The sequence below is a fragment of the Streptomyces daliensis genome, from assembly GCF_054782395.1.
Map to the genome: position 1 here is coordinate 1 of NZ_BAAGSO010000070.1, position 19374 is coordinate 19374.

Annotated in this window: 15 protein-coding genes; 10 read left to right on the plus strand and 5 right to left on the minus strand. The window is 72.1% G+C overall.

The features are described from left to right. The coding region (locus ACYVOO_RS16175) for a replication initiator (protein WP_461016339.1) at positions 1-1111 on the plus strand (1111 nt) is incomplete at its 5' end. A gap of 237 nt (positions 1112-1348) precedes the next feature. Here ACYVOO_RS16175 and ACYVOO_RS16180 read toward each other — a convergent pair. Both ACYVOO_RS16180 and ACYVOO_RS16185 read right to left on the minus strand, forming a co-directional pair. Then, positions 1349-5539, minus strand: a complete 4191-nt coding sequence (locus ACYVOO_RS16180; RefSeq protein WP_461016340.1) for a putative T7SS-secreted protein — start codon at positions 5537-5539, stop codon at positions 1349-1351. Next, on the minus strand, positions 5539-6204 hold the full coding sequence (locus ACYVOO_RS16185; RefSeq protein WP_461016341.1) for a hypothetical protein: 666 nt from the start codon (positions 6202-6204) through the stop codon (positions 5539-5541). The genes ACYVOO_RS16180 and ACYVOO_RS16185 overlap by 1 nt, the downstream gene beginning before the upstream one ends. 309 nt (positions 6205-6513) lie before the next feature. Here ACYVOO_RS16185 and mmpB point away from each other — a divergent pair, with 309 nt between their 5' ends. From mmpB to ACYVOO_RS16205, 4 genes are all read left to right on the plus strand, one after another. Beyond that, positions 6514-6642, plus strand: a complete 129-nt coding sequence (gene mmpB / locus ACYVOO_RS16190) for a morphogenic membrane protein MmpB (RefSeq protein ID WP_461016342.1) — start codon at positions 6514-6516, stop codon at positions 6640-6642. A gap of 56 nt (positions 6643-6698) precedes the next feature. Beyond that, on the plus strand, positions 6699-7334 hold the full coding sequence (locus ACYVOO_RS16195) for a Maf family protein (RefSeq protein ID WP_461016343.1): 636 nt from the start codon (positions 6699-6701) through the stop codon (positions 7332-7334). A gap of 131 nt (positions 7335-7465) precedes the next feature. Beyond that, positions 7466-9661 carry a carbon starvation CstA family protein gene (locus ACYVOO_RS16200; RefSeq protein WP_461016344.1) on the plus strand — a complete coding sequence of 732 codons (2196 nt, stop codon included), beginning with the start codon at positions 7466-7468 and terminating at the stop codon, positions 9659-9661. Next, on the plus strand, positions 9658-10131 hold the full coding sequence (locus tag ACYVOO_RS16205; RefSeq protein WP_461016345.1) for a CstA-like transporter-associated (seleno)protein: 474 nt from the start codon (positions 9658-9660) through the stop codon (positions 10129-10131). Before ACYVOO_RS16200 ends, ACYVOO_RS16205 begins: the two co-directional genes overlap by 4 nt. A gap of 51 nt (positions 10132-10182) precedes the next feature. Here the strand turns inward: ACYVOO_RS16205 and ACYVOO_RS16210 are convergent, their stop codons facing one another. After that, positions 10183-10698, minus strand: a complete 516-nt coding sequence (locus tag ACYVOO_RS16210; protein WP_461016346.1) for a hypothetical protein — start codon at positions 10696-10698, stop codon at positions 10183-10185. Between the two features lie 370 nt (positions 10699-11068). On the opposite strand from ACYVOO_RS16210, the gene ACYVOO_RS16215 reads away from it, so the two are divergent. Then, a complete protein-coding gene (locus ACYVOO_RS16215) occupies positions 11069-12844 on the plus strand; it encodes an acetyl/propionyl/methylcrotonyl-CoA carboxylase subunit alpha (protein WP_461016347.1) in 1776 nt (591 codons plus the stop codon). Between the two features lie 101 nt (positions 12845-12945). Here the strand turns inward: ACYVOO_RS16215 and ACYVOO_RS16220 are convergent, their stop codons facing one another. Both ACYVOO_RS16220 and ACYVOO_RS16225 read right to left on the minus strand, forming a co-directional pair. After that, on the minus strand, positions 12946-13932 hold the full coding sequence (locus ACYVOO_RS16220) for a DeoR/GlpR family DNA-binding transcription regulator (RefSeq protein ID WP_461016432.1): 987 nt from the start codon (positions 13930-13932) through the stop codon (positions 12946-12948). Positions 13933-14144: 212 nt separating this feature from the next. Next, positions 14145-15593: an NAD(P)H-quinone dehydrogenase gene (locus ACYVOO_RS16225; RefSeq protein ID WP_453348004.1), complete on the minus strand. Its 1449-nt coding sequence runs from the start codon at positions 15591-15593 to the stop codon at positions 14145-14147. Between the two features lie 95 nt (positions 15594-15688). Here ACYVOO_RS16225 and ACYVOO_RS16230 point away from each other — a divergent pair, with 95 nt between their 5' ends. The 4 genes from ACYVOO_RS16230 (at position 15689) to ACYVOO_RS16245 (ending at position 19265) form a co-directional block, all read left to right on the plus strand. Next, positions 15689-16126, plus strand: a complete 438-nt coding sequence (locus ACYVOO_RS16230) for a gamma-glutamylcyclotransferase (protein ID WP_461016348.1) — start codon at positions 15689-15691, stop codon at positions 16124-16126. A 111-nt stretch (positions 16127-16237) separates the two neighbouring features. Next, positions 16238-16513, plus strand: a complete 276-nt coding sequence (locus ACYVOO_RS16235; RefSeq protein ID WP_461016349.1) for a type II toxin-antitoxin system RelE family toxin — start codon at positions 16238-16240, stop codon at positions 16511-16513. Positions 16514-16651: 138 nt separating this feature from the next. Next, positions 16652-17473 carry a purine-nucleoside phosphorylase gene (locus ACYVOO_RS16240; RefSeq protein WP_453347906.1) on the plus strand — a complete coding sequence of 274 codons (822 nt, stop codon included), beginning with the start codon at positions 16652-16654 and terminating at the stop codon, positions 17471-17473. A 103-nt stretch (positions 17474-17576) separates the two neighbouring features. Next, positions 17577-19265, plus strand: coding sequence for a phospho-sugar mutase (locus ACYVOO_RS16245; RefSeq protein WP_461016350.1), 1689 nt, complete (start codon positions 17577-17579; stop codon positions 19263-19265). Positions 19266-19374: the final 109 nt, after the last annotated feature.

Genomic DNA, 19374 nt, shown 5'->3' on the forward strand with positions numbered 1-19374 from the left:
GCGGGCGGGCCTGTCCGGGGGCAAGAGCGTGCCGGAGTCGGTGCGTGAGCGGCCCCGGCTGTTCGTCACCCTGACCGCCCCGAGCTTCGGCCGTGTCCACCGTGTGACCGAGGGCGGGCCGTGCCGCCTGGGCCGGGGTGGCGGGGTGTGCGAGCACGGTGTGCCGCTGGGCTGCGGCCTGGTCCACGCCGAGGGGGACCCGTTGGCCGGTGCGCCGCTGTGCGGGGCCTGCTACGACTTCACGGGGCATGTGCTGTGGCACGCGCACGCCGGGCGGCTGTGGGACCGCTTCACCACTGCGGTACGGCGTCACCTCGCCTCGGCCGGTGGGGTGCCGCGTTCCCGGCTCGGTGAACACGTGGTGGTCTCCTTCGCCAAGGTGGCCGAGTTCCAGCAACGGGCGGCCGTGCACTTCCACGCGGTCGTACGCCTCGACGGTCCGGAGGGTCCGGGCTCGCCTGCACCGTCCTGGGCGAGCGGGGAACTGCTCACACAAGCGGTGGCCCATGCTGCCGCACACAGCTTCGTGACCGTGCCGGAATCCGCTGCGTACGGAACCGAACGCTGCACGTGGGGGGAGCGGGTCGATATCCAGCCCGTCCGCTCCTTCGCCGAGGGTGACGACCTGTCAGATGCGAAGGTCGCGGCGTACGTGGCCAAGTACGTCTCGAAGAGTGCGGCCGATACCGGGGCGGGCCTGGATGCCAGGGTCACGCGGTACGCCGACATCCAGTCGTCAGCCGTCAGCCGTCACACACGGGCCCTGATGGGCACCTGCTGGCGTCTGGGCGGCCTGGCGGAACTCGCGCACCTTCGGCTGCGCGCGTCGGCTCACACGCTCGGCTACCGGGGGCACGTGCTGACCAAGTCCCGTCGCTACTCCACCACGTACGCCGCACTGCGTGCCGAACGTGCGGAGCATCTGCGCACCCTCGAAGGAAGGGAGACGGACGAGGCGGACACCGTTACCGAAGCCTCTTGGCGCTTCGTCGGCTCCGGTCACTCCCCCGGCGCTGCCCTCCTCGCGGCCGGAATTGCCGAGGACCTTGTCATCAACCGTGAGGTCGCTCGGGAAGAATTGGGCGCTGCTTCCTGGGAGGCGGACGCATGAGTACGCAAGGAGTGACGCCCCCGGCCCGCAAGGCCAAGCCGAAAGCCGACAGCCATACCCGTGAAGCCTTCGTCCGTAGCTGGCTCGACGACATCCGGCGTCCCCCGCCGGACCTCGTGAACCGACTGCGTGACCTGCTTCCCCCGCCCGTCACATCACGGGACGATCACAGACAGGAGACGAACAGGAATCAATGATGCACGGGGATAGGGCCGCTAAAACTGCCGTTTCCGCAGCTCAGGCCCTATCCCCGGCTAGTAAAGTGCCCGGATCGAAGTACTGGCCCGGGAAGCGGAGGGGGGTGTAGGTGGTGGCGTTGGTGGTCCAGGTGGTGGTGCCCCACAGGGTGGTGCGGGTGCGCCAGGCGAGGGTGCCGGATTCGTCTACCAGTTCCGTCGGGGTGCCGACCAGGTCCGTGACGATGGCGAAGAAGCGGGAGTCGATCTCGGTCTGGGACGTGGCGTCCGTGAGGCGTTCCGTCTGGGCCAGGGGGCGCAGGCCGTCGTGGTCCCAGGTCAGCGTCACCGGGTCGGGCAGGCCGGGCCCTGTCGTGGTCTGTTCGGCCAGGGTGGGGCCGTCCCAGGTGAAGTCGACGCGTTCTGTCGCGGAGTGCTTCGCGATGCGGCGGCCCAGCGGGTCGTACGTGTAGCGCCAGACGGTGCCGTCCGGAGTGGTCACCGAGGTGAGGTGGTCCTCCGCGTCCCAGGTGTAGCGCCAGGTGTCCGGCTTCTTCGACAGGCGGGACTTCTGCCGCAGGACCACCCGCCCTGCCGCGTCGTGCTCGTAGCGCAGCGCCCCGGCCGTGCGCAGGCGTGTGCCGGTGTAGGTGCGGGTGCCCTGGGCCTCGGCCCCCGGGTGGGCGGCGGGCCAGGCGGCACGGGTCTGGTTGCCCGTCTCGTCGTACGCGTAGGACTCCGTCCAGTCCTGCGCCCGCACCCCGGTCACCCGCCCCGCCGCGTCGAGGTCGAAGACGCGCGGCCCGTTCAGCGCGTCCTCCACCCCCACCAGGTGACCGTCCGCGCGGTAGGTCCAGGCGCGGTGCTGGATCGTGGCGGCCGAAGGGCCGCCGGTGACCGTCTGGGCGCTCAGGCGTCCGGCCGGGTCCCACACCTGCGCGAACTGGACCGCGTCCCCGACCCGGCGCCCGACCTCGCGCCCCGCCGCGTCCCGCGTGAAGTCCACGGTGCGCCCGCCCGTGGTCAGCGAGGTCCGGTTGCCGGAGGAGTCGTACGTCGTCTCCGCGACGGCGCCCGTGGGCGTCACCCGTCGCGTCCGGCGGCCCACCGCGTCCCAGGCGTACGTCGTCGCGCGGCCGTTGACCACCTCGGCCTTGATCCGCCCCAGCCGGTCCCGCTGCCACATCACCTCCGCGTCCGGGCCCATCGCGTGCAGCAGCCGTCCCGCGGGGTCGTAGCCGAACGTCGTCACCGCGCCGTCCGCGTCCTTGCGCACCACCTGGCCCAGCACGTCCCGCTCGAAAGCCACCGTCTGGCCCAACGGGTTGGTACGGGACTCCAACTGGCCCGCAGCGTCGTAGCCGTACATCACCTCGCGGTCGTCGAAGTCCGACTCCGACACCAGGCGTCCGGCCGCGTCGTACGCGTAGTCCCAGCTCAGCCCGTGCGGATCGGTGACCCGCGTCAGGCGCAGTTCCGCGTCGTGCGTGAACGCGTACCGCACCCCGTCCGGGCCCGTCCGTGCCGCCAGCAGGTCGAAGTGCGTGTACTCGTACGACGTCACGCCCCCGACCGCGTCGACGTGGCGGACGCGGTTGCCCTCCCCGTCGTACGCCCACGACTCGCTCGCCCCGTCAGGCCCCGTACGCCGCGCGAGCCGCCCCTCCACCGTCCACTCCAGCCGCGTCGCCGCGCCCACCGGGTCGGTGATCACGACGGGCCGTCCGAACGCGTCCCGCTCGTACCGCGTCACCTCCCCGCCCGGCTCCGTCACCGCCACCGGCAGCCCCGCCGCGTCGCACCGCACCCGCGTCACGGCGCCCAGCGCGTCCGTCACCGAGGCCAGGTGGCCGCGCGCGTCGTACCCGTACCGCGTCACGCACCCCGCCGGGTCGGTGACGGCCACCCGGTTGCCCCGCCCGTCGTACGCGAACTCCCACCGCGCGCCGTCCGCCTCCACGACCCGGACCGGCAGGCCCCGTTCCCCGTAGGCGACCTCCCTCGCGCGTCCGTCCGGACGCGTCACCCGGACAGGACGGCCCTCCCCGTCCCGTTCGACGCGCGTGACCCGGCCCAGCGCGTCGGTACGGGACAGGAGCCGTCCGTGCCGGTCGCTCTCCGTGCGGACCGTGTGTCCGAGCGCGTCGGTGACGGCGACGACCTGGCAGGCGCGGTTGATGAGGTACCGGGTGGTGTTGCCGCGTGCCGTGGTCAGCGTGGTGACGCGGTGTCCGGTGGCCGCGTCGGGGTCCTCGTAGGCGATACGGACCTGGAGGTGCCCGTCCGTGCCGCCCTCCGCGACGACGCGGTGACGGTCGTCGTAGACGTAGTCGTAGCGCCGGTCGTTCGTGTCGGTCCACGAGGTGATCCGGCGTTCCTCGTCGTACGCGAAACGCAGCGGCAGCCCGGAGGAGTTCACGACGCCGGTGAGGTTGCCGCGCTCGTCGTAGCCGTACCGCTTGATGAGCTGATCCGTGCCCTCCGGCCCCGCGCCCTCCGGACCCGTACTCCCCGGTCCCGCGCCTACCAGGCTCAGGGCCGTGACGCGGCCGTTGTCCGTGGTGACGGCGAGTTCATAGCCGCCCGAGTGGGCGATACGGGAGGGGGCGCCGTCGGGCGCGTACTCGAAGGTGATCCGGTTGCCGTTGCGGTCGGAGATCTCCTCCAGCGGCGCGACTCCGTCGCCGCCAGGACCGGACGCGGCCGGGCCCGTGAAGTGCCGGGTGTGGCCGCTCTCGGGATCGGTCAGCAGATAGTCGCCGTCGGCGTCGATCGCGAGCGGCCTGCGCGGGCCGCTCTCCGGCAGCGTCGGCACACCGGGCGCCGGATGGGGGTAGGGCAGCAGGAGGCCGTCCTCGGTGACGAGGACGACGCCCTCGGCGTCGATCTCCAGGCGCTGGTCGACGGTGCTGGCCCAGGAGGGCCCGAACCAGCGGCCCGCGCGGTAGCCGGACTCCACCTGCCGGCGGAAGACCAGCGGCAGCGTGCCCGGCAGGGCCACGTCGGTCTGCGGCAGATACATCTTCCCCGTGGCCAGGTCCACCGGGTCGGTGTCGTCGGAGCACCTGTCCTTGTTCTCGGTCTTGTGCTCCTGCGGGCCGTCGCGGTCCAGGTCGTCACGTGCCCGCGTGTCCTCGCCCGGAGAGTGCTCGTGCGGAGCCCTCCGCGCAGCCCCCAGCCCCTTGCGGGCCAGCCCCATCCCCTTGGAACCCAGCGCCTCGGGGATCAGCCGGGCGGTGAACTCGGTGGGGTTCTCGCGGAACCCGTCCCACATCGCCTTGCCCGTGCCGACCGGGTCGTTGCTCATCCGGACCAGCCCGGTCACGGTGCTGTTCAGGTTCATGACGTACGCGCCGGGGTGCGTCATGTTGTACGGGTCCTGCGGGTTCAGGCCGCGCGCGAAGTTCGCGAGGCCCGCCGTGCCGCGTATGAGGCCGCCCGCCGCGAACGAGGCGTCCGTCTTCAGCCCGTCCAGGCCCGAGTCGAGCTGCATGCTGTCCGGCGGCTTCGGCGGCGCCGCGTCCCTGGCCGCGTCGACGGCCGTACGGGCGGTGCTCGCGGCCTCGTCGCGCTGTCGCCGTGCCTCGTCGAGGAGGGCCTGCGCGGCCTGCATGCCGGAGGCGCCCGGATCGCTGTCGGCCGGTTTGTCGGGGAGTTCGTCGCCCTTGAGGCCGTAGTCGACCGAGTCCTGATAGGTCTTGACCTTCTCCGCGTGCGCGTCCGACGCCGCCTTCGCCTTCCGGTACTTCGCCAGCGCCTCCCGCGCCTGCCCCTGCGCCCAGTCGACGGTCCCGGCGAAGTCGTCCAGCGCCTTGGCCGCCTTCTCGCAGGCGTCCGCCGCCTTGTGCCACTTCTTCGGCTCGACGGCGACCTTCTCCCGGAACGCGTCCGCCGCCTTGCCCCGCAGATGCTCGGAGTCCAGCCCCTTCAGTCCTGCGGCGACCTTCTCGAACGCCTTCTGGAAGTCTTTCAGATGCGACGCGTTCGCGCGCAGCGTGCTCACGCTGCCGTGGATCAGCTTCTTCGGGTCCTCGGTCTCCCCCAGTCGCGCCTCGCCGACCTGCGCGCCCAGCCGGTTGGCGGCGGCGTCGCCCTTGTCGCGCAGCCAGTTCGTCGCGCCCTCGGGCGCGCCCGCTTCGTCGAAGCGGTCGGCGACGTAGTCCGTGCCGCGGTCGACGGCCGTGCCGAGCATCTCGGCACCCTTCTCCGCGCCGTCCTCCAGCCAGTCAGGCGTGAAGTCCCCCAGGCCCATCAGCCGTCGCCCTCCCGCTCGGCCCCCTGCTCATCCCCTTGCTGCCGGGCCCGGTCCTCGGGCGAGGGCCCGAACGTGTCGTCCAGCGCCCGCTCCCGCGCCTCCTCGGGGATCCCGGCGCGGTCCAGCACGAAGTCCGTACGGGCCCCGCCCAGGCCCTCGCTGCTGAGGCTGCGGCCCGTGTCCTTCCACTCCTGGCCCATCGCGCTGAGCGCCGCCTTCTGCTGCGCGGGGGTCTCGGGCGCGTCGGGCTCGATGATGGCGCTGTAGCTCTGCCCGGCCACGTCGTCCTCGCTCGCGTACGGGTTGCCCACCAGCGAGTTGAGGCCCACCTTCCAGGTGCCCGCCCAGTACGCGTCCTGCTCCCACACCATGCCGGCGGCCAGGCCCAGCTTCTCCGCCAGGACGTTGGCCTCGCCGACCAGCGCCCGCACCCCCCACTCCCAGCGCTCGCAGAAGCCCTCGAAGGAGTCGGCCAGCGCGCCGTCGCCCGCCTCCAGGCCCGTCATGGCCATGCTGCTGAACCCGGCGCCCCGCAGGGAAGCCGACTCCGAGGCGAAGCCGTCCAGTTCCTTCAGCTCACCGATCGCGGCGCGCAGCCCCTTGGTGATGGCCTTCAGGGACTTCTCGCTGACGTCCAGATCCCCGAACTCGCTCGCCACCACCGCTGGACCCTCCCCCGACTCTCTCGACACCCCGGTTCACAACCCGGCCCACCGGTTACCTGCCAGTCGCCACGGGCGCACACAGCACCGTAACGGCGCATCCCGCGCACCACACGCCCCGCCCCACGCTGCTCCGCTCCACCTCGTGACGGACGACGAGGGCGGCATGGTCCGGTTGCCGTAGCCGCACCCGCGTGCGGGGCGCGACGGACGAGGGAGGACAGCGGGAACGAGGAGGCTGGAGGGAGCGGCCGAGTTGAGTACCCGTACTCAGGCGTTCCCGTCCCCGACGGGCGGAGCATGGAAGGCATGCTCTGGTCCGACCCCCGCGACGAGCCGCCGGAGGAGCTGCGTACCGCCCAGTCGATGCTGCGGCGTCTGACCTGGCTGCTCCCGGTGGCCGTCGTGATCGTGCTCCTGCTCTCCTCGGTCCGCTGATACGCGCACCGAGTCCGTCCGGGTCCGCACCCGGCCTCCCGCCCCGGCTCCTTACGATGGCGGCCATGACCTCTCAGCTCCCCGGCGCCACAGCGCCCGCCCGCCGTCTCGTCCTCGCCTCCGCCTCGCCCGCCCGGCTCGGGCTGCTCCGGCAGGCCGGGCTCGCGCCCGAGGTGGTCGTCAGCGGGGTCGACGAGGACGCGCTCGACGCGCCCACACCGGCCGAGCTGGCCCTCGTGCTCGCCGAGGCGAAGGCGACAGCGGTGGCCGGTCGCGCGGAGGCGGCCGGTGCTCTCGTCGTCGGCTGCGACTCGGTGCTGGAGCTGGACGGGCAGGCGCTGGGCAAGCCCGCCGACGCCGAGGAGGCCACGGCGCGCTGGAAGGCGATGCGCGGGCGTTCCGGGGTGCTCCAGACGGGGCACTGCGTGATCGACACCCTCCACGGCACCCGCGCCTCGGCCACCGCCTCCACCACGGTGCACTTCGGGGAGCCGACGGACGCCGAGGTCGCGGCGTACGTCGCCTCGGGCGAACCGCTGCACGTCGCGGGCGCGTTCACGCTCGACGGCCGGTCGGCGCCCTTCGTCGAGGGCATCGAGGGCGACCACGGCAACGTCCTCGGCCTCTCCATGCCGCTGCTGCGCAAGCTCCTCGCGGAACTGGACATTCCGGTGACCAGCCTCTGGGCGTGAGGCCCCGCGCCTCCACCGCTCCGACTTGGACATAACGACACTCAATCGAGATCTTTTACTCCGTCGTGGCTGGTTAGCATCGTCGCTGGCCCCTGCATGCAACATCCTGTGGAAAGGCAAGGCACGACGGAGTGTCCAAGTTCTCCCCCCTACGCATCGCCGCCTGGATCTGTGTCGCCGCGCTCGGCGCCACGGGCTGGGCCGTACTCGCGCTCTCCCGGGGCGAGAAGATCTCCGCGATCTGGGTCGTCGCCGCCGCGGTGGGCTCGTACCTCATCGCGCAGCGCTTCTACGCCCGCTTCCTCGCCCGCAAGGTCCTGCGGACCGACGACAGCCGCGCGACCCCGGCCGAACGGCACGACGACGGCGTCGACTTCCACCCCACCGACCGACGCGTCCTCTTCGGCCACCACTTCGCGGCCATCGCGGGCGCCGGACCCCTCGTAGGGCCCGTGCTCGCGGCCCAGATGGGCTATCTGCCGGGCACGATCTGGATCGTCGTCGGCGTGATCTTCGCGGGCGCCGTCCAGGACATGGTCGTCCTCTTCTTCTCGATGCGCCGCGACGGCAAGTCGCTCGGGCAGATCGCGCGGGACGAGATCGGCAGGGTCGGCGGAATCGCCGCGCTGATCGCCGTGTTCGCCATCATGATCATCATCCTCGCGGTGCTGGCGCTCATCGTCGTGCAGTCCCTCGCCGAGTCCGCCTGGGGCACCTTCTCCATCGCGATGACCATCCCGATCGCCTTCTTCATGGGCGTCTATCTGCGCTGGCTGCGCCCTGGCCGGATCACCGAGGTCTCGCTGATCGGCGTCGCGCTGCTGCTGCTCGCCATCGTCAGCGGGCGCTGGGTGGCCGAGGCGCCGTGGGGCGACGCGTTCGTCCTGTCGCCGAAGACGCTGGTCGTCTGCCTCGTCGTGTACGGGTTCGTCGCGTCCGTGCTGCCCGTCTGGATGCTGCTCGCGCCCCGCGACTACCTCTCCACCTTCATGAAGGTCGGCACGATCATCCTGCTCGCCGTCGGCGTGCTGATGGCCAACCCCGACCTCGCGGCCGACCCCCTCACCCACTTCGCGCGCGAGGGCAACGGGCCGGTCTTCGCGGGGTCGCTCTTCCCGTTCGCGTTCATCACGATCGCCTGCGGCGCGCTCTCAGGGTTCCACGCCCTGATCTCCTCCGGGACCACCCCGAAGATGATCGAGAAGGAGGGCCAGGTCCCGCTGATCGGCTACGGCTCCATGCTGATGGAGTCCTTCGTGGCCATCATGGCGCTGGTCGCCGCCTGCGTGATCGACCCGGGCCTCTACTACGCCATGAACGCGCCCGCAGGCGTGCTCGGCGACAGCCTCCAGTCCGCCTCGCAGGCCGTGCAGGGCTTCGGCTTCCACATCAGCCCGGACCAGCTCCGGTCGATGGCGGACGCGGTCGGCGAGGAGAGCCTTGTCGCGCGCACGGGCGGCGCTCCGACGCTGGCCGTCGGCATGGCGGTGATCCTCGCCAAGGCGTTCGGCAGCGACGGCATGATGTCCTTCTGGTACCACTTCGCCATCATGTTCGAGGCGCTGTTCATCCTCACCGCCGTCGACGCCGCCACCCGCGTCGGGCGCTTCATGCTCCAGGACACCTTCGGCAACTTCCTGCCGCGCTTCCGCGACAAGGAGTGGAAGCCCGGCATCTGGATCACCTCGGCGCTCGTCGTCCTCGCCTGGGGCTACTTCCTGTGGGTCGGCGTCACCGACCCACTCGGCGGAATCAACCAGCTCTTCCCGCTCTTCGGCACGGCGAACCAGCTCCTCGCCTCCATCGCCCTGACCATCTGCACCACGCTGCTGATCAAGTCCGGGCGGCTCAAGTGGGCCTGGGTGACGGGCGCGCCGCTGGCCTGGGCGCTGGCCGTGACGATGACGGCGAGCTGGCAGAAGGTCTTCTCGTCCGACCCCGCCGTGGGCTTCTTCGCGCAGCGCGCCAAGTACCAGGACGCGCTGGCCGACGGGAAGGTACTGGCCCCGGCCAAGTCGCTCTCCGACATGGAGACCGTCGTCCACAACTCCACCGTCACGGGCACGCTGTCCGCCGTCTTCGCCGCGCTGACGATCGTCATCTTCCTGGCGTGCGCCCGCGTCTGCGTGAAGGCGCTGCGCAACGGGGGCTCGCTCCCGACGCACGAGGACGCCTACGTGGAGTCCAGGCTGACGGCGCCCTCGGGGATGTTCCCGACGGCGGAGGAGCGGCGCGTGACGCGCGAGGGCGAGCGCGAGGACGCGCTCGTGGGGGCGGGAACGGGTTCCGCGACGGGTGACGGTTCCGGTTCCGGCGGGGCGCCGTGATCTGGCCCCGCAGGCGTGGCGCCTCCGGCTCCGGTGGCTCCGGCCGCTCCGACGGGTCCGGCGCGTACGAGCCGCCCCACGCGCCCGGTGCGGGCACGCCCTCGGTGCCGGGTGCGAGGTCGTCGGCGTCGCGCACCGGCCGTAAGCGCCGCGAAGGGCGCGAAGGACGCGAGGAGCCCGGCACCGGAGGCCGCCGTACCGGACACGGCCCCGGCCGTCGCACCCCACCCGTGCCGGGCGCCGCGCCGCGGCTCCCCGCCGGCGCCGGTGTCCGGGCGCGGCTGCGGCACGCCGTCGCGTGGGCGCTCTGGTACGTGCGCGAGCTGAACGGCGAGCACGCCTACGAGCGTTACGCGGCCCGCGCCCGCGCCGAGGATCCGCACGCGCGGGTGCTCACGCGCGGCGAGTTCGAGCGCCGCCGCACCGACCGGCGCGACGCCGACCCCCGCGAGGGCGGCCACTGCTGCTGACGCGACGAGGCCCGGACCGCGAGGGTCCGGGCCGAAGGTCCGTCAGAAAGGTCAGGAGGCCGAGGGTTCGGGGCTCGGGCCCATGGGCTCGGGCCCCGCGCCGGAACCGGAATCGGAACCCGGACCGGAACCGGAGCCCGCCGTCCCGTCCGCGCCGCGCGAGCCCTGGCCCGCGCCGTCGCCGTAGCTGACCAGCGACCACACGATCAGCGCGAGCGACAGCATCATGAAGAAGAAGGCGGCCCACCCCACGAGCCCCACGGACGCGGCCCCGAGCAGGCCCTGCACCACGGCGCAGCTGATGAGGACGATGCGGAAGAAGCTCTTCGGCGGCCTGTCCCGCGCGGCCATGGTCAGCAGGATCGCCGCGCAGAGCAGCAGATAGGCTCCGAACAGGCACCCCGCTATCCAGGCCGACACGCTCATCGCGCGGGGGTCGAGACCGGCGAGGGACATGTCCTGATCGTCAACGACCAGGCCGAGGACGAGATTGAGCAGCACGATCCCCGCCGCCTCCAGCACCAGCACCAGCGCCGCGACCGCCGCCACCGGACGTCTGAGCACCACCCCGCCACCCACTTCCGCTCGTTACCGCGAGTACGTCGTACAGCAGGCCGAACGCTACTTACGGGTATGAGGCTCGGCAAGGGGATCGACGCGAAGCAAAGTTTCCCCCTCTACTTCGTAGGAATCCCACAAAAATGCGCGGGCGGTCCCGGTGTCCACCTACAGAGACGTTGCCCACATCCGGGGTTCGGTGAGCAAGCGGCGAAACCCGGCGTACCGTGGAACAACAGGGTCGGTGGCAGTTTCCGCACCCGCGGATCACCGCCTCTGTGGGCAAGCTCACCCCCCAAGGCGACTCGGCGTCCGGTGTCGCCAGTACCTAAAATCGCAGCGTCAACTGTTGCGGCGCAGCGCCAAGTAGGGAGTCATCGTGCGCAAGGTGCTCATCGCCAACCGCGGCGAGATCGCAGTCCGCGTCGCCCGCGCCTGCCGGGACGCGGGTATCGCGAGCGTCGCCGTCTACGCGGAGCCCGACCGGGACGCGCTGCACGTGCGCGTCGCCGACGAGGCATACGCCCTGGGCGGTGACACTCCCGCAGCCAGCTACCTGGATGTCGAGAAGGTACTCAAGGCCGCCGCCGAGTCCGGCGCCGACGCCATCCACCCCGGCTACGGGTTCCTCTCCGAGAACGCCGACTTCGCCCAGGCCGTCCTGGACGCCGGGCTCACCTGGATCGGGCCGCCCCCGCAGGCGATCCGCGACCTGGGCGACAAGGTCGCCGCGCGCCACATCGCCCAGCGCGCGGGCGCACCCCTGGTCGCGGGGACCAAGGACCCGGTCTCCGGGTCCGAGGAGGTCGTCGCGTTCGCCGAGGAGCACGGCCTGCCCATCGCCATCAAGGCCGCCTTCGGCGGCGGCGGTCGCGGCCTGAAGGTCGCCCGCACGCTGGAGGAGGTCCCGGAGCTGTACGACTCCGCGGTCCGCGAGGCCGTGGCCGCCTTCGGCCGCGGCGAGTGCTTCGTCGAGCGCTATCTCGACCGCCCCCGGCACGTGGAGACCCAGTGCCTTGCCGACAAGCACGGCAACGTCGTGGTCGTCTCCACCCGTGACTGCTCGCTCCAGCGCCGCCACCAGAAGCTGGTGGAGGAGGCCCCGGCCCCGTTCCTGAGCGAGGAGCAGAACGCCGAGCTGTACCGCGCCTCCAAGGCCATCCTCTCCGAGGCGGGCTATGAGGGCGCCGGGACCTGCGAGTTCCTGGTGGGCCAGGACGGCACGATCTCCTTCCTGGAGGTCAACACACGCCTCCAGGTCGAGCACCCGGTCACCGAGGAGGTCACGGGCCTCGACCTGGTCAGGGAGATGTTCCGGATCGCCGACGGCGAGGAGCTGGGCTACAGCGACCCGCCGATGCGCGGCCACTCCTTCGAATTCCGCATCAACGGCGAGGACCCGGGCCGCAACTTCCTCCCCGCGCCCGGCACCGTGACCACCTTCGCGCCGCCGTCGGGCCCCGGTGTCCGGCTGGACGCGGGCGTGGAGTCGGGCAGCGTCATCGGCCCGGCCTGGGACTCGCTGCTGGCCAAGCTCATCGTCACCGGCGCCACCCGTCAGCAGGCGCTCCAGCGCGCGGCCCGCGCCCTGGACGAGTTCACCGTCGAGGGCATGGCCACGGCCATCCCCTTCCACCGGGTCGTGGTGAAGGACCCGGCGTTCGCGCCGGAGGTCCACGGCCGCGAGGGCGAGCCCTTCGACGTCCACACCCGGTGGATCGAGACGGAGTTCCACAACGAGATCAAGCCCTTCGCGGGCACCGGTGCCGAGGCCGACGAGGACGAGGGCGGGCGCGAGACCGTCGTCGTGGAGGTCGGCGGCAAGCGCCTGGAGGTCTCGCTGCCCTCGTCGCTGGGTGTCTCGGCGGCCCCGGCGGCCAACGGCGCGGCGAAGAAGCCCAAGCGCAAGGCGGCCAAGAAGTCCGGTTCCGGCGCCTCGGGCGACGAGCTGGCCTCGCCGATGCAGGGCACCATCGTCAAGGTGGCCGTCGAGGAGGGCCAGCAGGTCGAGGAGGGCGAACTCATCGTCGTCCTGGAGGCCATGAAGATGGAGCAGCCGCTGAACGCGCACCGCTCCGGGACCGTGAAGGACCTCAGCGCCGAGATCGGCGGCTCGCTCTCCGCGGGCACCGTGATCTGCCAGATCAAGGACTGACCCCCGGGGCCCCCGGACGACTCCGGGAGCCCCGTACAGCGCGGCCCGGCGCCTCGGCGCCGGGCCTCCGCCATCCTCCAGCCGCTATCCGCCGCCGGCCGCTATCGGCGCCGCGGCGCCAGATCGGCCACGCGCCCCTGCCCCCCGTCCGCGAGGCCCCCGGAGGCGCTGCGCAGTTGGGGCGGCGACGGCGGGGAGCCGCCCGCGCCCTGCTGGTGGTTGCGCCGCTGCCCTGGCAGCGGCATGTCCCGGCGGCCCTGCCCGTGCTGCCCGTGCTGCCCGTGCGCGGTGGCACCGCCCTGCGCGCCCCCCGAGCCCGCGACCCCGTCGGGGCCGCCCGCGGCGGGGCCCGCGACGGTGATCTGCACGCCCTGGTCCGCCAGGGCCTGCAACTCCGTCGCGGCACGGTCGTCGTGCGGGGGCGGCTCGTCGGTCACCAGCCGGGTGATGACGTCCGTCGGCACCGTCTGGAACATGGTGTCCGAGCCCAGCTTGGTGTGGTCGGCGAGGACGACGACTTCCGTGGCGGCCTGGACCAGCGCACGGTCGACGCTCGCGGAGAGCATGTTGGACGTGGAGAGACCGCGTTCGGCCGTGAGGCCGCTTCCGGAGAGGAAGGCGCGGGAGACGCGGAGCCCCTGGAGCGACTGCTCGGCTCCGCTGCCCACCAGCGCGTAGTTGGAGCCCCGGAGGGTGCCGCCGGTCATGACGACCTCGACCCGGTTGGCGTGTGCCAGGGCCTGGGCGACGAGCAGCGAGTTGGTGACCACCGTCAGCCCCGGCACCCGGGCGAGCCTGCGTGCCAGTTCCTGTGTGGTCGTCCCCGCTCCGACGACGATCGCCTCGCCCTCTTCGACGAGTCCCGAGGCGAGATCGGCGATGGCCGTCTTCTCCGCGGTCGATAGGTGGGATTTCTGGGGAAAGCCGGACTCCCTGGTGAAGCCACCGGGGAGGACGGCGCCGCCGTGCCGGCGGTCGAGCAACCCTTCTGCCTCCAGCGCCCGTACGTCACGTCGGACGGTCACTTCGGAGGTCTGGACGACGCGTGCGAGCTCACGGAGCGATACGGCTCCGTTCGCGCGCACCATTTCGAGGATCAATTGACGACGTTCCGCAGCGAACACGAAACTGACAGTAACGCCAATGTCCGTCTGCTTTCAGCGGTTTGCGCCGATTAACAGAAGTTGTTCGTACCAGAGCGCCCAGCGTGGTATAGAAGCGTCATCCGGTGGCCCGCCTGCCCGGCGGGCGGGCCCGTGATCAGCGCCGATCGGCCCTCGTCAGCCCTGATCGGCCCCCATCAGCCCTCTTCCGCGGTCTTCCTCGTGTGCAACTGCCGCGCCACCTCGGCGATCGAGCCGGTCAGGGAGGGGTACACGGTGAACGCGTTAGCGATCTGTTCGACGGTCAGATTGTTGTCCACCGCGATCGAGATCGGATGGATCAGCTCGCTCGCGCGGGGCGCGACGACGACACCGCCCACGACGATCCCCGTGCCCGGACGGCAGAACAGCTTCACGAAACCGTCCCTGATGCCCTGCATCTTGGCGCGCGGATTGCGCAGCAGCGGCAGCTTCACGACGCGCGCGTCTATGACGCCCGCCTCGACGTCGGCCTGGCTGTAGCCGACGGTGGCGATCTCGGGGTCGGTGAAGATGTTCGCGGAGACGGCCTTCAGGTTGAGCGGGGTGACCGCGTCGCCCAGGAAGTGGTACATCGCGATGCGGCCCTGCATGGCCGCGACCGAGGCGAGCGCGAAGACGCCCGTGCAGTCACCGGCCGCGTAGACACCGGGTGCCGAGGTGCGCGAGACCTTGTCCGTCCAGACGTGCCCGGAGTCCTTGAGCCGTACCCCGGCCTCTTCCAGGCCCATGTCCGTCGTGTTGGGGACGGCGCCGACCGCGACGAGGCAGTGCGAGCCCGTGATGGTGCGCCCGTCCTGGAGCGTGACCTCGACCCGGTCCCCCACCCGCTTCGCGGAGGAGGCGCGGGAGCGGCTCATGACGTTCATGCCGCGCCGCCGGAAGACGTCCTCCAGCACGGCCGCCGCGTCGGCGTCCTCGCCGGGCAGCACCCTGTCGCGCGAGGAGACGAGGGTGACCTGCGAGCCCAGTGCCTGGTACGCGCCGGCGAACTCCGCGCCCGTGACACCGGAGCCGACGACGATCAGCTCGTCGGGCAGCTCGTCGAGGTCGTAGAGCTGCGTCCAGTTGAGGATGCGCTCGCCGTCGGGCCGCGCGTCCGGGATCTCGCGGGGGTGGCCGCCCGTCGAGATCAGCACCGCGTCGGCCGTCAGCCGCTCCTCCGTGCCGTCCGCGACGGTGACCACGACCTGGCGCGAACCGTCAGGCGCCTGCGCGGGCTCCAGGCGGCCACGGCCCCGCATGACCCGCGCGCCCGCACGGGTGACCGAGGCGGTGATGTCGTGGGACTGGGCGAGCGCGAGCCGCTTCACCCTGCGGTTGACCTTGCCGAGGTCCACGCCGACGACGCGGGCCGGGTCATTGGGGTCGTGGGTGCTGTCCTCGACGCGGATGCCGAGCTCCTCGTAAGAGGAGTCGAAGTTCGTCATGACCTCGGCGGTGGCGATGAGGGTCTTCGACGGCACGCAGTCGGTGAGCACCGAAGCGCCGCCGAGACCGTCGCAGTCGACGACGGTCACCTCCGCTCCGAGCTGGGCCGCGACAAGCGCCGCCTCGTAGCCGCCGGGTCCGCCACCAATGATCACGATCCGAGTCACATACTCCAGTGTCCCGCACCCGCCGCGCCGCCACCCGCCCGCCCCCTCCGTTCGGGGCTTCTGTCCCCCTGAGTCCCGGACGTCCCTCCCGTACCCTCGTGCCTATGTCGCTCTACGCCGCCTACGCGGTCAATCTCGACGCACGGCTCATGGCACGCCGCGCCCCCCATTCCCCGCTGCGCGGCACGGGCTGGGTCTCCGGGTGGCGGCTGACGTTCGGGGGCGAGCAGATGGGCTGGGAGGGGGCGCTGGCCACCGTGGTCGAGGCACCGGTGTCGCAGACGTTCGTCTCCCTGTACGACATCGCGCCCATGGACGAGGACTCGATGGACCGCTGGGAGGGCGTCGGCATGGGCATCTACCGCCGGGCCCGGCTGCGCGTGCACACGCTCGACGGGGACGAGGCCGCCTGGTGCTACGTCCTGAACGGGTACGAGGGCGGCCTGCCGGCGGCCCGCTATCTCGGCGACATCGCGGACGCGGCGGAGTCGGCCGGAGCGCCCCACGACTACGTCATGGAGCTGCGCAAGCGCCCCTGCTGACCATCTGCCGACCACCCCCGCCGACCACTGCCTCCGACGGCCCGCGCGCCTCGCGCGACGGCCCTAGACTTGTGCCCGGACGGGGCCGGGAGGCCCTGAGGGGAGAGCACGATGCCCACGTACCAGGTGTATTTCACCGAGCAGGCGGCAGCCGCGAGGGACCGGCTGGACGATCAGCAGCGGGCCGCCTTCGACAAAGGCGTCGCCCTGCTCGCGCGCGACCCGTTCCCGAAGCTGTCCCGCCCCATAAGCGCGACGGGCGACGACCGCACCATCAGGCTCACGCAGAACATCCTCGTCGAGTACACGGTGACCATGGGGCGGCTGCTGATCTTCATCGTCGAGGTCTTCAACGACAAGGACATCTTCGTCACCGACGAGGTCTGACCTCCCCGGACGAGCCGGTCAGCGGGACTGGGGGAAAGCACAGGAGTCAGCGGCCGATCACCGCGCTGACATGTGCTTTCCCCTTGACTTCGACCGCCCTTCTACGCGCGTAGGCGACAACAGGCTACCCTTCGTCGCGTGAACGCTTCCGCCACCGCACACATTGCCGAAGACCCCCACCGTTCCGCCGACGCCGCCGCGGCGCGGCTGCGCGAGCTGACGGGTACGGACAGCCACGACGTCGCCCTGGTCATGGGCTCCGGCTGGGTGCCCGCCGCAGACGCGCTCGGGACGCCCGAGCAGGAGTTCCCCGTCACGGATCTGCCGGGGTTCCCGGCGCCCGCCGTCGCCGGGCACGCGGGCATGATCCGCTCGTACCGGGCGGGCGACAAGCGCGCACTCGTCTTCCTCGGCCGCACCCACTACTACGAGGGACGCGGCGTCGCCGCCGTCGCGCACGGGGTGCGCACGGCCGTGGCCGCGGGCTGCAAGACGATCGTCCTCACCAACGGCTGCGGCGGCCTGCGCGAGGGCATGCGCCCCGGGCAGCCGGTCCTCATCAGCGATCACATCAACCTCACCGCCACCTCCCCCATCGTCGGCGCCAACTTCGTCGACCTCACCGACCTCTACTCCCCGCGCCTGCGCGCCCTCTGCCAGGAGATCGACCCGTCCCTCGAAGAGGGCGTCTACGTGCAGTTCCCCGGGCCGCACTACGAGACCCCGGCCGAGATCGGCATGGTCAGGGCGATCGGCGGTGACCTGGTGGGCATGTCCACCGTCCTGGAGGCCATCGCGGCGCGCGAGGCGGGCGCGGAGGTGCTCGGCATCTCGCTGGTCACGAACCTCGCCGCCGGCATGACGGGAGAACCCCTCAACCACGAGGAGGTCCTCCAGGCGGGCCGGGACTCGGCCTCCCGGATGGGCACGCTCCTGGCGCAGGTACTCGGGCGCGTCTGAGGGAACCCGTGCGGCGTCCGCGCCGAGTATGGAAGTACCGCGAGTACCCCGAGCACCGCAACCGTGACCGTGACCGACAGAGGCTGACAGGCAGGAGCGAACCGTGCACGAGGACGTGACAGCGCGTGCCCGCACGTGGCTGGCCGAGGACCCTGACCCGGAGACCCGGGAGGAGCTGGCCAAGCTCATCGAGGCGGGCGACCTCGACGAGCTGACCGCGCGCTTCTCCGGCACGCTCCAGTTCGGCACCGCGGGACTGCGGGGCGAGCTGGGCGCGGGCCCCATGCGGATGAACCGGAGCGTGGTGATCCGCGCCGCGGCCGGGCTGGCCGCCTATCTGCGCGGCCAGGGCCACGGAGGCGGCGAGGGCGAGGGCGACGCCGGCGGCCTCGTCGTCATCGGCTACGACGCCCGCCACAAGAGCGCCGACTTCGCGCGGGACACCGCCGCCGTGATGACCGGCGCCGGGCTCCGCGCGGCGCTGCTGCCAGGGCCGCTGCCGACGCCCGTGCTGGCCTTCGCCATCCGGCACCTGGGCGCCGTCGCGGGCATCATGGTCACCGCGAGCCACAACCCGCCCCGCGACAACGGCTACAAGGTCTACCTCGGCGACGGCTCCCAGATCGTCCCGCCAGCCGACGCCGAGATCGCCGCCGCGATCGAGGCCGTCGGACCGCTGTCCGGGGTGCCGCGCCCCGGCTCCGGCTGGCAGGTGCTCGGCGACGAGACGATCGACGCGTACCTCGCGCGCAGCGGCGCCGTACTGACCGAGGGCTCCCCGCGCGACCTGCGCACCGTGCACACCGCGCTGCACGGCGTGGGCGCGCGGACGGTGCACGAGGCGTTCGTACGGGCGGGCTTCCCCGCCCCCGTCGCCACCCCCGAGCAGGCCGGGCCCGACCCGGACTTCCCCACCGTCGCGTTCCCCAACCCGGAGGAGCCCGGCGCGATGGGCCTCGCCTTCGCGACCGCGCGCGAGGCCGAGGTGCGGCCCGACCTCGTCCTCGCGAACGACCCCGACGCGGACCGCTGCGCCGTCGCCGTCCCCGACGCGGAGGCGGCCGACGGCTGGCGCATGCTGCGGGGCGACGAGGTCGGCGCGCTGCTCGCCACGCACCTCGTGCACAAGCGGGCGCGCGGCACGTTCGCGACGACGATCGTCTCCTCGTCGCTGCTGTCCAAGATCGCGCGGGCCGGTGGGCTCGCGTACGAGGAGACCCTCACCGGCTTCAAGTGGCTGGTGCGCGTGCCGGAGCTGCGCTACGCGTACGAGGAGGCCCTCGGCTACTGCGTCGATCCGGACGGCGTCAACGACAAGGACGGCATCACGGCCGCGCTGCTCGTCGCCGAGCTGGCGGCCGAGCTGAAGCAGGCCGACCGCACGCTCTCCGGTCTGCTGGACGACATCGCCGTCGAGTACGGGCTGCACGCGACGGACCAGTTGTCCGTCCGCGTCGAGGACCTGTCGCTGATCGGCGCGGCGATGGAGCGCCTGCGCTCACGGGCCCCGTCCTCCCTCGCGGGCCTCGCCGTCGCCTCGGCCGAGGACCTGACCGCGGGCTCGCCAGCGCTCCCGCCGACGGACGGGCTGCGCTACCACCTCGCGGGGAGCGGGGAGGTCGGCTCCGGGCGCGTGGTCGTCAGGCCGAGCGGCACGGAGCCGAAGCTCAAGTGCTATCTGGAGGTCGTACTCCCTGTCGCGGATCCGGCCGGTCTGGCACGGGCCCGCGCCCGCGCGGCGGAGGTCCTGGCGGAGGTGAAGGCGGACCTGCGGACTGCGACGGGGCTGTGAGGGTGCGCTGAGGCCCTGCCTCGCCGGGTCGGCGTTCGGGTCAGCGTCCTTTGGCGTCGCGCCAGTACCGCCGGCGCGCCGCCCGGCGATGGTCTCGCCGCCCTGGGTG